General features: G+C 39.2%; 16 protein-coding genes and 1 pseudogene. 16 read left to right on the top strand and 1 reads right to left on the bottom strand.

The annotated features are described in order from the left end of the window. The first annotated feature begins 10 nt into the window (after positions 1-10). The 12 genes from FFR60_RS21125 to FFR60_RS21070 all read left to right on the top strand — a co-directional run bounded on the left by FFR60_RS21125 (position 11) and on the right by FFR60_RS21070 (position 10,363). On the top strand, positions 11-799 hold the full coding sequence (locus tag FFR60_RS21125; RefSeq protein WP_137665703.1) for an ABC transporter ATP-binding protein: 789 nt from the start codon (positions 11-13) through the stop codon (positions 797-799). A gap of 3 nt (positions 800-802) precedes the next feature. Then, positions 803-1,786 carry a FecCD family ABC transporter permease gene (locus tag FFR60_RS21120; RefSeq protein WP_088932949.1) on the top strand — a complete coding sequence of 328 codons (984 nt, stop codon included), beginning with the start codon at positions 803-805 and terminating at the stop codon, positions 1,784-1,786. Further along, positions 1,783-2,766: a FecCD family ABC transporter permease gene (locus FFR60_RS21115; RefSeq protein WP_137665702.1), complete on the top strand. Its 984-nt coding sequence runs from the start codon at positions 1,783-1,785 to the stop codon at positions 2,764-2,766. Before FFR60_RS21120 ends, FFR60_RS21115 begins: the two co-directional genes overlap by 4 nt. Before the next feature lie 17 nt (positions 2,767-2,783). Beyond that, positions 2,784-3,779 (top strand): GDSL-type esterase/lipase family protein, encoded by a 996-nt coding sequence (locus tag FFR60_RS21110; protein WP_137665701.1) that lies wholly within the window; start codon positions 2,784-2,786, stop codon positions 3,777-3,779. 56 nt (positions 3,780-3,835) lie between these two features. Then, positions 3,836-4,372 (top strand): 5-formyltetrahydrofolate cyclo-ligase, encoded by a 537-nt coding sequence (locus FFR60_RS21105; protein WP_137665700.1) that lies wholly within the window; start codon positions 3,836-3,838, stop codon positions 4,370-4,372. A gap of 47 nt (positions 4,373-4,419) precedes the next feature. Continuing rightward, complete coding sequence (locus FFR60_RS21100; RefSeq protein ID WP_137665699.1) at positions 4,420-5,088, top strand: rhomboid family intramembrane serine protease; 669 nt, start codon at positions 4,420-4,422, stop codon at positions 5,086-5,088. A gap of 47 nt (positions 5,089-5,135) precedes the next feature. Next, positions 5,136-5,669, top strand: a complete 534-nt coding sequence (locus FFR60_RS23035) for a DUF1697 domain-containing protein (RefSeq protein ID WP_137665698.1) — start codon at positions 5,136-5,138, stop codon at positions 5,667-5,669. Positions 5,670-5,809: 140 nt separating this feature from the next. After that, a complete protein-coding gene (locus FFR60_RS21090; protein WP_137665697.1) occupies positions 5,810-6,016 on the top strand; it encodes a YqgQ family protein in 207 nt (68 codons plus the stop codon). Position 6,017: 1 nt separating this feature from the next. Continuing rightward, complete coding sequence (locus FFR60_RS21085) at positions 6,018-6,974, top strand: ROK family glucokinase (RefSeq protein WP_088932942.1); 957 nt, start codon at positions 6,018-6,020, stop codon at positions 6,972-6,974. A 26-nt stretch (positions 6,975-7,000) separates the two neighbouring features. Beyond that, positions 7,001-7,402 carry a rhodanese-like domain-containing protein gene (locus FFR60_RS21080; RefSeq protein WP_088932941.1) on the top strand — a complete coding sequence of 134 codons (402 nt, stop codon included), beginning with the start codon at positions 7,001-7,003 and terminating at the stop codon, positions 7,400-7,402. Positions 7,403-7,662: 260 nt separating this feature from the next. Then, on the top strand, positions 7,663-8,472 hold the full coding sequence (gene yidA, locus FFR60_RS21075) for a sugar-phosphatase (RefSeq protein WP_137665696.1): 810 nt from the start codon (positions 7,663-7,665) through the stop codon (positions 8,470-8,472). Positions 8,473-8,593: 121 nt separating this feature from the next. Next, the gene (locus FFR60_RS21070; protein ID WP_137665695.1) at positions 8,594-10,363 is read left to right on the top strand and encodes an FAD/NAD(P)-binding protein; all 1,770 of its coding nucleotides are present in this window, start codon (positions 8,594-8,596) and stop codon (positions 10,361-10,363) included. Between the two features lie 26 nt (positions 10,364-10,389). Here FFR60_RS21070 and FFR60_RS21065 read toward each other — a convergent pair whose 3' ends face one another. After that, positions 10,390-10,557, bottom strand: coding sequence for a DUF3042 family protein (locus FFR60_RS21065; protein WP_088932938.1), 168 nt, complete (start codon positions 10,555-10,557; stop codon positions 10,390-10,392). 211 nt (positions 10,558-10,768) lie between these two features. Here FFR60_RS21065 and galE point away from each other — a divergent pair, with 211 nt between their 5' ends. From galE to FFR60_RS23210, 4 genes and pseudogenes are all read left to right on the top strand, one after another. Continuing rightward, the gene (galE, locus tag FFR60_RS21060; protein ID WP_088932937.1) at positions 10,769-11,758 is read left to right on the top strand and encodes a UDP-glucose 4-epimerase GalE; all 990 of its coding nucleotides are present in this window, start codon (positions 10,769-10,771) and stop codon (positions 11,756-11,758) included. 11 nt (positions 11,759-11,769) lie between these two features. Next, positions 11,770-13,251 (top strand): UDP-glucose--hexose-1-phosphate uridylyltransferase, encoded by a 1,482-nt coding sequence (gene galT, locus FFR60_RS21055; protein WP_137665694.1) that lies wholly within the window; start codon positions 11,770-11,772, stop codon positions 13,249-13,251. Positions 13,252-13,263: 12 nt separating this feature from the next. Continuing rightward, complete coding sequence (locus FFR60_RS21050) at positions 13,264-14,247, top strand: LacI family DNA-binding transcriptional regulator (RefSeq protein WP_137665693.1); 984 nt, start codon at positions 13,264-13,266, stop codon at positions 14,245-14,247. 129 nt (positions 14,248-14,376) lie between these two features. Continuing rightward, positions 14,377-14,445: pseudogene (locus FFR60_RS23210) on the top strand (helix-turn-helix domain-containing protein); the annotation flags it as partial.

Raw genomic sequence — 14,445 nt, 5'->3', positions numbered from 1 at the left:
AGGAAGATCTATGACAAAATTAAATACGACTGATCTTTCAATCGGATACGATAAAAAAATAGTTGTGAATGACATCACAGTAGAAATTCCCAAAGGACAGATCACTAGTTTGATTGGTCCAAACGGTAGTGGAAAATCAACATTTCTAAAGGCCCTCGCTCGGATTCTTGAGCCGGCAAAGGGAGAGGTTCTGATTGATGGTGAAAATGTTCAGCGATTAGACACTAAAACAGTTGCACAAAAAATTGCCTCATTATCACAAACTAGCAATCAAATAAATGGATTATCTGTTGAAGAAATCGTAGCCTATGGCAGATTTCCTTATCAAAAAGGTTTTTCAGGATTAAAAGAACAAGATCATCAATTAATCAACTGGGCTTTAGAGGCTACGAATCTGCAAGACTTAAAGAATCGTAATTTGACCACCTTATCTGGTGGACAGCAGCAGCGTGTGTGGATAGCGATGGCTTTAGCACAGGATACGGATATTTTAATTTTAGATGAACCGATTACTTTTTTAGATCCGGCCCATCAATTGGAAATCCTGGAGCTGCTGCAAGAAATCAATCGGCAAGGAAAAACGATCTTGATGACGATTCATGATTTAAATCATGCTTCGCGTTTTTCCGATTATTTATTAGGAATGAAAAAAGGTGAGTTGGTTTTTCAAGGAACACCGAAGGAAATTTTTACAGCAGAGAAATTATTAAATCTTTTTGATATACAAGCGACTTTTGCCACTTTGCCTAATAGCGACAAACCCTTAGTTATTGCGTATGACTTAGTAAAGGAGCATTAGGAGATGGCTAAACGAAAATATTTTTTTCCTGTTGTTGTGATTTTACTTGCTGCAGCAATGATCTTGTCTTTGAGATATGGGGCAGTTACGAGTAAATGGTCCGATGTTTCTCAAGCGATCTTGAACTTCGATCCTGCGAATCAGGGAGAACAATTGGTTCGCTATTTACGGCTGCCAAGAATGCTTGGTGCGGTTTTAGTCGGAGCGTCCTTCGCCATATCTGGCGCCTTGATACAGGGAATCACATCAAACCCCATCGCTGATTCTGGTTTATTAGGAATCAATTCCGGCGCAGGATTAGGTCTCGCATTGGTCTTTGCATTAAATGCCAATCCTTCGCCAGCAATGGGTGTAATTGGTTCATTCATCGGAGCATCAGTTTCGATTTTATTGATTTATTTGATTTCGACTAGAGTGTCCTTTAGTTTATCGCCAGTTCGAATCGTCTTGTTAGGGGCCGCGTTAAGTTCATTTTTTGCTGCTGTCAGCCAAAGTATCAGTCTGATCTTTGATTTGAATCAGGATATGACCTTTTGGTTTGTTGGCGGTACCGCTAATATTTCGTGGCAACAGTTGCAAACGATTTTTCCGCTGATCCTGCTTGGAATCTTAGGCTCTTGTTTGATTAGTCCACAAATTACTCTATTAAGTTTAGGTGATGATACCGCAATTTCGTTAGGTAAAAATCCTAGTCGAATCCGTCAATTGAGTCTGTTCTTTGTTTTGTTATTGGCGGGCAGCTCAGTGGCTTTAGTTGGAACGATTAGCTTCATCGGTTTGATCGTTCCTCACGTAGTTCGTTTTTTTGTCGGATATGATTATCGTTATGTGATTCCAGCTTCTGGAATATTTGGAGCTTTATTTTTTGTTGTAGCTGATATTGCTTCAAGGCTGATCGCACCGCCTTTAGAGACACCTGCTGGAGTGATCATCACGATCATTGGGGTACCATTTTTACTTTTACAAATTAGGAAGGGAAGCTTATGAGGAAAAAAATAGGTTGGCTGATATTGCTTCTTTTACTGATTATTGGAATGCTGCTTAGCTTAACTGTCGGGACCATTCCATTGACGATAAATGATCTGCTGCGAGTTTTTCAGAATACTGCTACGACCAGTCAGCAATTGATTGTCTTTGATTTTCGTTTCCCGCGTCTGCTTGTTTCGATCTTAGCGGGAATGGGCTTAGCGGTATCCGGGTACTTATTTCAAACGATTACTCATAATGATTTGGCTGATCCGGGAATTTTAGGGATCAATGCGGGCGCAGGATTGACGGTTTTGATTTATTTAGGTTTTTTTGCTACCGGAGAAAGCAGCTGGTATTTACCGTTGATCGCCTGTGCAGGTAGTTTTATTGCAACGGGAATGGTTTATTATTTTGGACGGCAATCTGAACGAATTACCCCTAATCGATTGCTTTTAGCCGGCGTTGCAGTCAATGCAGGGATTTCGGCATTGACACTGCTGGGAACCATTCGAGTCTCTAAAGATAATTATCAATTCGTGACGTCATGGCTTGCCGGAACGATTTGGGGCACGACTTGGCAGCATGTTTTATTGTTACTGCCATGGATTATCTGCCTCTTGCCTTTGGTCTTATTGAGGGGGCGTTCACTGGAAGTCTTGGAGTTAGGCGACGACGTGGCTGTCGGATTAGGTGTGAAGCTAAAACGAACACAGCTATTCTTTCTAATTTGTGCAGTTTGTCTAGCAGCAGTGAGTGTCTCGATTGCTGGAAGCATCAGTTTCATCGGTTTGATTGCCCCCCACATTGCCCGTCAATTAACAGGGCGTAAGAATAATCAAACGTTGGTGATAACTGCTTTGATCGGTGGGATTTTATTACTGTTTAGTGATGTTTTAGCAAGAGTAATTTTGCCTAGTGGTGAAATGGCTGCTGGAATTATTGTCTCGTTGATCGGTGCACCGTACTTTATTTTGCAGTTGTTGAGAAAAAGTAATTAGAAATGAGGAGGGATTAGATGACTTGGACGACGATCTGGAGCCACGCGCAAAGAGGAATTGCTCACCACAGTATCTCAGCAGGACGGATTCAATTAACGCTGCGGCAAATCGCTCCGGTTGAGAAAATCCGTTTGGTATTTGCGAATGAATATGGCGCGCATGAGCAACAGATTCAAAATTTATCTTTTAAAACAAATGACAAGTGTCAAATGCTTCCTGATTTTTCTATAGCGCCGAATGAGGTCTTTAAAACAGCTCCTATTTTTATTGATCCCGAAGCGAAAAAATGGCAGATTGTTTTTCAGGCAGATGAAAGTGAAAGCGGCTTTTCTTATAGTGATGCTGATATTTTTGCTGAAAATAGGGAGACGGGCTTTTGCTCAGGATTAACGGCAATTGAGGCGGAGACTGGTGGAGAATGCATAGTAGCATTGGGAGACTCCCTAACTGAGGGTGCAACTTGGACTGCACCATTGCAAAGAAAATTGCGTAAACAAAATCTTTATTTGGTGAATCAAGGTATTAATGGCAGCTGTTTGTTAAAATCGATTACTGACACTGCTAGTAAAGATCCGCAAAACCTTTTTTATGGCTATAATGCTTTGCAGCGATTGGAAAATTGTTTGAACAGCCACAGCAATGTTAGGAAAGTGATCGTATCGATTGGTATAAACGATTTGATTAATGATGAACTAACATTAAAGAGTTTTCAAACAGAGATCAAAAAAATAACTCAATTTTGTGAAAAACAAAATATTGCTTATCAAATGTGCACCTTAACACCCTGTCTGGGCAACTCTGGTATGAATGAAACGAAAGAAAAACTGCGTAAGGAAATTAACGAATGGTTAGCTAAAAATTATGTGGATCTATGGGACTTTGCCGACATCGTAGAAGGAGTATCAGGATATTTAAAGACGAATTTTGATAGCGGGGATCATTTGCACTTTAATGCAATCGCTGGTTTGGCTATTGCTCGACAAATTTCTAGTGATTTTGTTAAAGGGGAGTAATCCCCTTTTTATTTTGTTTCGATTTTGTTAGTATTTCTAGATAAGAAGGTGAATGGATGGAGAAAGAAAAACTTCGACAGCTGGCAATTACACGACTACAAAAATTAGCTAATAACGGAGAAAGACAAGTTCAAGTTGAGCTTATTTTGGATAAGTTTTTTCAGAGTGAAGCGTGGAGAGAATCGGAGACTATTGGTGTGACGATGGCAACCAAATTCGAGTTTCCAACTACACCATTGATTCAACGAGCTTTTGCGGAAGGGAAAAAGATCGCTGTCCCTAAATCGCTACCAAAAGGTGAAATGGTTTTTCATTGGATTGATCATGAAACAGATTTTAATACAACAAAATTTGGTGTTGAAGAACCAGCGATTGAAGCCGCAGCAGAGTCAGATGAATTGGACTTATTAATTGTTCCCGGTCTAGTCTTTAATCGAGCGGGCTATCGCATTGGTTTTGGCGGCGGCTACTATGACCGCTATTTAGCAAATTTTAAAGGAAGAACCTGCAGCTTTGTTTTTGCTGAACAGTTAATGGAAGAGTGGCAGAAGGAAGAATTCGATCAACCGGTCCAGCAATTATTTCTGTCTTAGGCTGAGCCTGTTTTCTAAGAGAAATCAAAGATGAGAGAGGTAGATATATGAGAAAAGATAAACCGTATGTAATGTATACACTTTTTGCAATTAATACAATTGTTTTCTTGATGCAATATTTATTACCAGGGTTATCAATTGAAAATCAATTAGGGATGTTCTCGCCGTCGGTTATTTGGCAGCATCAGTATTGGCGTTTCATTACACCCATGTTCATTCATTTTGGCCTGATGCATTTTGCATTAAATGGCGTTGTTCTTTATTACATGGGACAGCAGTGTGAAGCAATTTTTGGACACTGGCGCTTTGCGATTATTTACTTATTGAGTGGCATAATGGGAAATTTTGCAAGTTTTGCTTTTAATCAACCAACTACTTTATCTGGTGGAGCCAGCACGGCAATCTTTGGTTTATTCGGTGCTTTTTTAGTAGTAGGCCTTCATTATCGTGATAACGGAGCGATTCAAGCGCTGACCAGACAATTTGCATTGTTCATCTTAATGAATCTAGCTTTCGGGCTGTTTGATTCAACGATTGATATTTGGGGGCATTTAGGCGGTATCATAGGAGGAGCCTTGTCAGGCTGGGCATTAGCTGTTCCTTATTCCCAAGATCGCTTTTCTACACGTGCACGAGTTACTGCTGCTCTATTTTTTATTTTTGCGATCGTGCTTTTTGTCTTTTTTGGGTTAAGAAAATTTAGTATGTATCAATAGCTGCGGACGAAACTGTCCGCCTTTTTTTGGAATGAGGGATTTAAACGATGCGATATCTAGCGCTCTTTCGTGGAATAAATGTTGGTGGGAAAAATATAGTTAAGATGAAAGAGTTAAGAGAACTTTTTACAGAACTCGGTTTCGTGAATGTCCGCAGTTATATTCAAAGTGGGAATCTTCTTTTTACAAGCGACAAAGAGTTAAATGAACTCTCTAAGTTAGTGACAGATGCTTTTGTTAAGAAATTTGATTTTTCGGTACCGATCATTTACCGAACAAAATCAGAAATGCTGTCAATGGTTCAAAGTCTGCCATTTACAGTTGAAGAGCTTGCTGAAGTAGAAAGTAGTGATTCTCAAATAGCACATCTTTACGTTTATTTTTCTGGAAAAGAAATAGCAGAACAGGAGCTATCTTATGCAGGAGAGCGAGCAGTTGTGAGATCAAAAAATATTTATTATCTTACGGAAAAAAGCATTCGACTTTCAAAATTGACTTCTCAATTAAACAGACTATCTGATGAATTAACCGCGCGTAACTGGAAGACGATCTTGAAATTAGTTGATTTACTGAACGAATAAGACCTATTCAATTTGCGACTGTTGCGACAATACTATAAAATGTAATATGGACTAGATAGCTTTGAAAAAATAAACTAGGAAATAAAAATTAGGCTATAAAAAAGAAAAAATTTTCTGTATAATACTAGGGATGTGGTTTGATGGAAAGTTTGTATGATGTGCAGCAGTTGCTGAAGCAGTTTGGTATTTATGTTTACGTTGGAAAGCGGATCTATGATATCGAATTGATGCAGATTGAGTTGAAAAATTTATATGAAAGTCGCGTGATCGAACGAGACACTTATATGCAAGGATGGCACATTTTAAAACGGGAACATCACATTGAAGAAAGTCGAGAAGGTGACTAGAATGGATAAAAAATTACTAGGTATTGATTTAGGCGGGACGACCGTGAAATTTGCTATTTTGACTGAAGCAGGTGAAATTCAACAAAAATGGAGTATTGAGACGAATATTTTAGACGATGGTTCACATATTGTGCCAGATATCATTACTTCGATCAATCACCATTTGTCTCTATATAATATGACGCCAGAACAATTCATCGGGATCGGCATGGGAACTCCAGGAAGTGTCGATATTGAAGCTGGAACAGTTATTGGAGCGTATAATTTGAATTGGACGACATTGCAACAAGTTAAAAGCGAGATTGAAAAAGGAACGAAGATCAAGTTTAGTATCGATAACGATGCCAATGTCGCTGCTTTAGGCGAACGCTGGAAAGGTGCTGGCGACAATGAGCCGGATGTAGTCTTTATGACTTTAGGAACGGGTGTTGGCGGAGGAATCGTGATGAACGGGCAATTGCTTCATGGAATCGCTGGTTGCGCCGGTGAAGTCGGGCACGTGACGGTCGACCCAAATGGCTTTGAATGTACTTGCGGCAAACGCGGTTGTTTAGAAACTGTCGCTAGTGCAACGGGGATTGTTCGAGTGGCTCGTCAACTAGCAGAAGAATATGCGGGCGGTTCAAAACTAAAAGCACGTTTGGATAATGGTGAAGACATCACAAGTAAAGACGTTTTTGAATTAGCGGAAGGTGAAGGCGATGATTTAGCATTAATGGTCGTTGACAAAGTAACTTTCTATTTAGGTTTAGCTTGCGGAAATATCGGAAATACGTTGAACCCGTCAACAATTATTATAGGTGGCGGCGTATCTGCTGCTGGCGAGTTTTTACGCAGTCGTGTCGAAAGCTATTTCAAAGAGTTTACTTTCCCACAAGTACGGGAAAGTACTAAAATTAAATTAGCAGAGTTAGGAAATGAAGCAGGCGTGATCGGCGCGGCTTCATTGGCTAAATAGATTAAGGGTAAGAGAGGAATCAATTCATGTCAATTTGGTGGAAAATTAATATTGTACTAATTTCGGTAATCGCTCTGTATGCTCTTTATGAGTTAGTGGTTCGGATCATGATGAGACGTTCTGCAAAAACCATTTCTCAAGAGGAGTTTCAAGCTGGGATGCGTAAAGCACAGGTCATTGATGTTCGTGAACGGGATGAATTCAATGCAAAACATATTTTGGGAGCACGTAGTTTCCCCTATAGTATGTTGAAAGAAACATTCAGCTCTTTGCGAAAAGACCAACCGATTTATATTTATGATCAGAATAAGGCAGTTAGTGCCCGAGCAGCAAATATGTTGCGTAAAAAAGGCTATACGGACTTATTCATTCTTAAAGGCGGTATGCAAGAATGGACTGGGAAAATTAAACAGAAAAAAATCGATTAGTTTTTAACGGCTGGATAAATGTCTGGCCGTTTTTTTCTATTTTCGGTTCAGTATTAAGTATTAGTGGGTTTATAAGTTAGAGTGAATATTTAGCAGAATTGACGGAATAATGAATTACGCTTATTATGAAATCTGTAAACTTTTTATAGAGTGCTATAGAACTTTGCCGATTTGAAACTAGAATTGAATGAGTAAAATTCAGTTATCGTCTAATCAAAAGGTTTAGTTGATAGTAAAAAAAGAAGAATTAGGAGAATTATATGAGTATAAAGTTAGTTGCCATCGATTTAGATGGAACATTGTTGAATGATCATCATGAAATTAATCAACCAGTCGTTGATTGTATTAAGAAGGCGCGTAAAGCAGGAGTATATGTGGTTCTTTCCACGGGTCGGCCATTATCTGGAACTAAGGCACAATTAGAAGTTCTTGGTTTAGATAATGAAGATGATTATATCATTACTTATAATGGTGCGTTAGTCTTGAATACAAAAACTTGGGATATTGTAGCAGAACATAGTTTAACGAGAGCCGATTATTTAGAGATAGATTATTTGGCTCGTTTGCTTGATGTTCATTTACACATTGCAGATAAAAAGGCTATGTATACTGCTAATCGTGATATCAGTCCGTATACAATTTTAGAATCTTATTTAGTTAATATGCCATTACACTATCGAACTCCAGAAGAAATTGCTGCGAATGTGTCGCCGGTTAAGATGATGATGATTGATGATCCGGAAATTTTAGGAGAGGCCTTCAAGAAAATTCCAGCAGAGTATTTCGAAAAATATACGATTGTCCGTAGTACACCGTTTTTCCTTGAAGTGCTAAATTCGAACGCCAGCAAAGGCTTAGCATTGAAAGAATTGAGTGAGCATCTAGGGATTCAACAATCTGAAGTAATGGCGATCGGTGATGCAGAGAATGATCTATCAATGATCGAATTTGCAGGTACTGGCGTAGCAATGGGAAATGCCAGCGAAACAGTTAAGTCAGCCGCTGATCATACCGTGGCAACGAATTTAGAAGACGGTGTGAAAGAAGCTTTTGAACGCTGGGTATTATAATAATTTTTTGAGTTTCTGGTGGATTGAGCATCAGAAGCTTTTTTTTATTGCTTATTCTACGATTTTTCTCTACTCTTAAAGAAACGAAAAGAGACGAATCTATCAAAAATGAGGAATGTGTATGAAAAGAATTGCAATTATTGGAGCAGGGCCGTATGGATTGATCGCCTTGGATCGGCTAATTAAACAAACTCCAATAAATGAGCAAGTTGAAGTCTTGCTATTTGACCCTGATGGCCCAGGTGGAAATGTTTGGCGTGAAGATCAAAGCGATCAAGTCATTATGAACACTGTCATGCAGCATGTGACACTATTTTCCGAAGATGAAGGTCCGAATCTAGCCGAATGGAGTCGAGCGGAAGCACCAAAATATTTGACTTCTTTAAACTATGAAGAAGTTTTTTCAGCGGAGACCAAACTTGAAAAAAATGATTATTGCCAGCGGCGTTATTATGGCGTTTACCAAAGTTGGTTTTTCGATGAGTTGTTAAGAGCTTTGCCAGAGAATGTTACTGTTGATTTAATCAAAGAAAAAGTCATTGATCTAACTATGACAGAAACGGCCATTTTGATTCAAGCTTCAAGAAGCTATCAAGTAGATGATGTCATTTTAGCGACGGGTCACTCTGCCAATTATTTGAGTAAAGCTGAAATGGAAAATCAAGAGTATGCAGAAGCGCATAAGCTTTTTTATCAAGGACCCGGGAATCCTTCTGACACTCAGCTGGATCATTTAGTTGAGGGAGATACTGTGATTCTCCGCGGTTTGGGGTTGAGCTTCTTTGATTACATTGCGTTGTTTGTTGCTAAATGGGGTGGTAAGTTTTCTGAAGAAGAGAATTGCTTAGTTTATGAGCCTTCTGGAAAAGAACCGCTTTTGATTGTTGGTTCTGGAAGAGGTCTGCCGTATCATGCACGACCAAATAATCAGAAAAATCCTGGAGAAGAGGCTCAACCGCAAATTTTAACACAAGAATTTATGGAACAGTTTCAAGGCAGTGCAGAGGAACTATTTGATTTATTAAAAAAAGAAGCTGAACTGGTTTTCTATCAGAAGAAATTGGCGCATTCAGAGCTTGATTTAGAAAAATTTTTACAAGATTATCGCAAATACGACCGAGAAAAAGTTTTGAACGACTATCAAATTTCTGCCGAGAATCGTTTAGATTGGCTAGCACTTTTAGATCCGGCGAATAACGTTTCTCCAGAAGAGTTTCCTGATTTCATTCAAAATTATCTGAAAAAAGATATAGCTGAAGCTGAATTAGGGAATCAAACAGGTGCAATCGCTGCGGCAATCGATACGTATAAAGAGTTGCAGGCCCCGTTTAATTTTATGCTGGATCAAGAAAAATTTACACCAAAAGAATATTTTGAAGATTTCTTTGGGACGTTTAATCGAAACTATAGTTTTCTAACGATCGGGGCACCAGTGATTCGGCAAAAACAATTATTGGCGTTAGCAGAGGCGGGAGTTATTGAATTTCTGGCACCTGAAATGGTGATTGAAAGAACAAATGGATCATTTTTGGCTTATAGTAAAAAGAATCCAAACCGTTCTTTTAAAGGAAAAAATTTGATTGAAGCTCGTTTACCTGCGACTAGCCTGGAGCGGACGAAAAATTCTCTGTTGTTGAAAATGCGGGGAAAAGGCTATCTATCCGCTCATAGCTTAACGTTTGACGGTAGTAAGCATGCCACAGGAGCAATCCAAGTAGCTCGTAAAACGCATCAAGTGATTGATAAAAATGGTACTGTGTTGCCACATATCTATTGTTATGGGATACCTCTTGAAGGATTGGATTGGCTGAATGCTGCTTCACCACGACCAAAAAGCAACGATCGTGTCTTTTACTTAGCTAATCAGATCGTCAACTCAATTTATAGATAAAAAAGAAAGCCAAGCGGCTTTCTTTTTTATCGTGCGATTCTTTTTCTGCGAGCTTTTTTACGATTTTCATCGATTTTTGATTCTTTTTCTTCGATAGGATCGATTACTTTTTTCTTAACACCCATCACAACTCCAGCTACTACTGCTGCTGCAGTTAAAGTACCAGTAACGAATCCTGAGGCAAATTTACGCATCGTTTCATCACTCCTTTCTCAGCAACATAATTTCCAATGAAAATTATGTTTTTGTTTACGAGCTGTAAACTAATTACTTCGTCTTACATTCATTATGAAGCAAAACTTCAAAAATGAAAAGTTTAATGAATGCAAAAGGGTCTTGCATTTATTTAGTAAACAAACTATAATTTGTTTACTAAATAAAATAGAGATGACAGGAGTAGATCAAATGGCAATTTTAGTTCTAGGCGGGGCAGGATACATTGGTTCTCATACAGTCGATAAACTAGTTTCTCAAAATTATGATGTAGTCGTGATTGACAATTTATTAACAGGACATCGCAAGGCTGTCCATCCAGATGCAAGATTTTACGAAGGAGATTGTCGTGATAAGGCTTTTATGACAGATGTCTTCAAAAAAGAAACTATCGACGGAGTTGTGCATTTTGCAGCTAGTTCATTAGTTGGGGAATCAGTAGAGAAGCCCTTAAAATATTTCAATAATAATGTCGTCGGAATGGAAAGCTTATTAGAAGTTATGGAAGAGTTTGGTGTGAAAAATATCGTCTTTTCTTCAACAGCAGCGACTTATGGCGAACCTGGTGTCTCGCCTATCACAGAAGAAGTTGCAACTAATCCGACCAATCCTTACGGTGAAAGCAAATTAATGATGGAAAAAATGATGAAGTGGTGTGACAATGCTTATGGCATGCGTTATGTGGCTTTACGCTACTTTAATGTTGCTGGTGCAAAAAGAGATGCAAGTATCGGTGAAGACCATGATCCTGAAACGCATTTAGTGCCAATCATTTTACAAGTTGCTTTAGGACAAAGAGATCACTTGACGATTTTCGGTGAAGATTATGATACACCTGACGGCACATGTATTCGCGATTATGTACAAGTAGAAGATTTGGCTGCTGCCCATATTCTTGCTTTAGAATATTTAAAGGCTGGAAATCCCAGCAACTTCTTTAATCTAGGATCAAATAATGGCTACTCCGTTAAAGAAATGTTAGATGCAGCTCGTGAAGTAACTGGTAAGGAGATTGCAGCTGAGATTGGTCCGCGTCGTGCAGGGGATCCAAGCCGCTTAGTCGCTTCCAGTGAAAAAGTCAAAGAAACGTTAGGCTGGAATCCAGAATATACGGATATTAAAGCAATCATTGAAACAGCGTGGAACTGGCATGTTAGTCATCCACATGGATATGAAGACTAGGGGGAGAAAATGTGTCAGTTAGTCAAACAATCAGAGATTTTATTACCTTAGCGATCCAATCAGGCGGTTGGATGGAAATGGATCGTCTGTATTTAGAAAATCGAGTTATCGCTATGATTGGAGAGAATTCTCTAACACAGGCAGAAATCCGAAGAGTCACTGAAAGTGCGGTAGATTTAGTGGACCTGCTTTTAATTCAGGCAGAAAAAAATAAAGTAATTACTGATCTGCAAGCAGAAAAAGATATGTTAGAATCCCAGCTGATGGATTTGATGACACCTCCGCCATCAGTAGTTAATGCCTATTTTGCTCAATATTATTCTAAAGATCCAGTGCAAGCAACGGATTATTTTTTCAAGCTAAGCAAAGACAATGATTATATCAAAACACGGGAAATTTCACGCAATATCATTTTTCCCGCTGAAACTGAATATGGTGAGTTAGAGATCACAATCAACCTGTCAAAACCAGAGAAGGATCCGAAACAAATCGCTGCAGAACGTCAGGCGGTAAAAGTAGATTATCCCGAATGTATGCTGTGTATGGAAAATGAAGGGTACAAGGGTCGATTAAATTATCCGGCAAGGACCAACCATCGCATTATTCGGATGAATCTTGATGGGGAAAGTTGGGGCTTTCAATATTCGCCGTATGCTTATTATGATGAACACTGCATCATTTTATCAGAAGAGCATCGCCCAATGAAAATCACCAAAGCAACATTTCAGCGCCTATTAAAAATCACGGAGGTTCTGCCGCATTATTTTGTCGGGTCAAATGCTGATTTGCCGATTGTCGGTGGTTCGATTCTTTCTCACGATCACTATCAAGGCGGACGCCACACATTTCCAATGGCGATAGCTGAAATGGAGCGAACCTTTGAGTTAAAAGCTTTTCCAAATATTAAAGCCGGTATAGTCAAATGGCCGATGTCTGTAATTCGGCTGCAAGGAAAAAATCAAAAAGATTTAATTGAAGCAGCGAATATGATCTTTCAAAAATGGCAAACTTATTCAGATAAAGATTTACAAATCGTTGCTGAAACGGAAGATGGTATACAGCATCATACAATCACACCAATTGCTCGTCGAAAAGATGATCTTTTTGAAATGGATCTTGTTTTACGCGACAACAATGTTTCAGAGAAATTTCCTGACGGCATTTTCCATCCGCATCCTGATGTGCAGCATATCAAGAAAGAAAATATCGGTTTGATTGAAGTAATGGGGCTGGCTGTTTTGCCTCCACGTTTGGAATCTGAATTAAAAGAGGTCGAAAAATACTTATTGGATGAGGACAACAGCATTGCTGATTATCATGCTGAGTGGGCGGATCAATTGAAAACTAATAATCAAATCACACATGAAAATGTGACGGAGATCGTTCAAAAAGCAGTTGGGGCCGTTTTTGCCCGCGTATTGGAAGATGCTGGTGTTTTTAAACGTGATGTTGTGGGACAAGAAGGGTTCACACGATTTATCGAGACTTTGTAGAAAGGGGCAGCGATGGCAACTATTCGTGATATTGCAAAACTAGCTGGTGTATCACCTGCTACAGTTTCCCGTGTATTGAATTATGATCAAGAGTTATCCGTCGCTCAAGAGACAAAGCAGCGCATCTTCGAAGTAGCGGAAGAATTGAATTATACCAAACATAAACGAGCTAATAAGATTGGGAAAGCAGTGATCCGTCTTGTTCAATGGTATGATGAAGCCGAAGAGTTGGCTGACCTATACTATTTATCTATCCGTTTAGGAATCGAGAAAAAGGCGGAAGAACTGAATATCCAAGTTCGCCGTGAAACGCTGAATGAGCTATCAGATATTCAAGTTAGCGGAACAATCGCTTTAGGCAAGTTTGATGCGGAGCAGATTCGGCAGTTAAAAGAAATCGATGAGAATTTGCTTTTTGTTGATTTTGATGGAATGAGTCTAGGATTAAATTCAATGGTCGTTGATTTTGATCAGAGTGTGGATCTTGTAATTGATCATTTTATCCGTCATGGACATCAAAAGATCGGAATTCTTTCAGGAGAAGAAAAGACCAAGCATAATTTTCAGCCTATTGAAGATCCGCGACTATTGGCCTTTAAGCTTAAAATGAAACAAATAAATCTATATCGTCCGGAGTTTACATTGACGGCAGCTTTTTCAATGGAAGCTGGAAAGAAAGCAATGGCTGATTTCCTATCGAAAACGCAGGAACTGCCCAATGCTTTGTTCGCGTCGAGTGATGCGCTGGCTGTAGGTGCGATGCAGGCAATTCAATCAGCAGGGTTACGAATTCCAGAAGACATCTCGGTGATCGGATTCAATGATGTCAGTGTAGCAAAATATGTATCACCGGCCTTAACGACGATTAAAGTCGAAACTGAATGGATGGGGGGATTAGCGGTCTCAACGATTCTGGATTTAGCAAAAGAATTTTCGCCGGTCCCCAGAAAAATTATGCTGGGAACGAAGCTCATTCAACGAGAATCGACAAAATAATTTGGAGCAGCGTGTTTTGCTGCTCTTTTTGATCGGCGGATTTACACTTTAAGTGCAACACAAAAAAGACTCATAGATGATTTCCTTGTAAAATTGTAATTGCGAGATAACTATTGAAAGGAAGGATACACGATAAGAGAGATTGCCCGTCAACTTCGAAGGAACCCTTCTACAATTAGCCGAGAAATGAATCGAAAT

It is taken from the genome of Enterococcus hulanensis (assembly GCF_005405485.1).
Lineage (GTDB): Bacteria > Bacillota > Bacilli > Lactobacillales > Enterococcaceae > Enterococcus_A > Enterococcus_A hulanensis.
Note: the sequence above shows the minus strand (reverse complement) of the source record. Positions and strands in the feature narration are given on the sequence as shown.

Coding starts and splice junctions, on each gene's coding strand:
- FFR60_RS21090 (WP_137665697.1), top strand. CDS start 5,810: ATGGAAAGTTTGTATGATGTGCAGCAGTTGCTGAAGCAGTTTGGTATT.
- FFR60_RS21065 (WP_088932938.1), bottom strand. CDS start 10,557: ATGCGTAAATTTGCCTCAGGATTCGTTACTGGTACTTTAACTGCAGCA.
- galE (WP_088932937.1), top strand. CDS start 10,769: ATGGCAATTTTAGTTCTAGGCGGGGCAGGATACATTGGTTCTCATACA.
- FFR60_RS21080 (WP_088932941.1), top strand. CDS start 7,001: ATGTCAATTTGGTGGAAAATTAATATTGTACTAATTTCGGTAATCGCT.
- FFR60_RS23035 (WP_137665698.1), top strand. CDS start 5,136: ATGCGATATCTAGCGCTCTTTCGTGGAATAAATGTTGGTGGGAAAAAT.
- FFR60_RS21070 (WP_137665695.1), top strand. CDS start 8,594: ATGAAAAGAATTGCAATTATTGGAGCAGGGCCGTATGGATTGATCGCC.
- FFR60_RS21100 (WP_137665699.1), top strand. CDS start 4,420: ATGAGAAAAGATAAACCGTATGTAATGTATACACTTTTTGCAATTAAT.
- yidA (WP_137665696.1), top strand. CDS start 7,663: ATGAGTATAAAGTTAGTTGCCATCGATTTAGATGGAACATTGTTGAAT.
- FFR60_RS21105 (WP_137665700.1), top strand. CDS start 3,836: ATGGAGAAAGAAAAACTTCGACAGCTGGCAATTACACGACTACAAAAA.
- FFR60_RS21120 (WP_088932949.1), top strand. CDS start 803: ATGGCTAAACGAAAATATTTTTTTCCTGTTGTTGTGATTTTACTTGCT.
- FFR60_RS21110 (WP_137665701.1), top strand. CDS start 2,784: ATGACTTGGACGACGATCTGGAGCCACGCGCAAAGAGGAATTGCTCAC.
- FFR60_RS21115 (WP_137665702.1), top strand. CDS start 1,783: ATGAGGAAAAAAATAGGTTGGCTGATATTGCTTCTTTTACTGATTATT.
- FFR60_RS21085 (WP_088932942.1), top strand. CDS start 6,018: ATGGATAAAAAATTACTAGGTATTGATTTAGGCGGGACGACCGTGAAA.
- FFR60_RS21050 (WP_137665693.1), top strand. CDS start 13,264: ATGGCAACTATTCGTGATATTGCAAAACTAGCTGGTGTATCACCTGCT.
- FFR60_RS21125 (WP_137665703.1), top strand. CDS start 11: ATGACAAAATTAAATACGACTGATCTTTCAATCGGATACGATAAAAAA.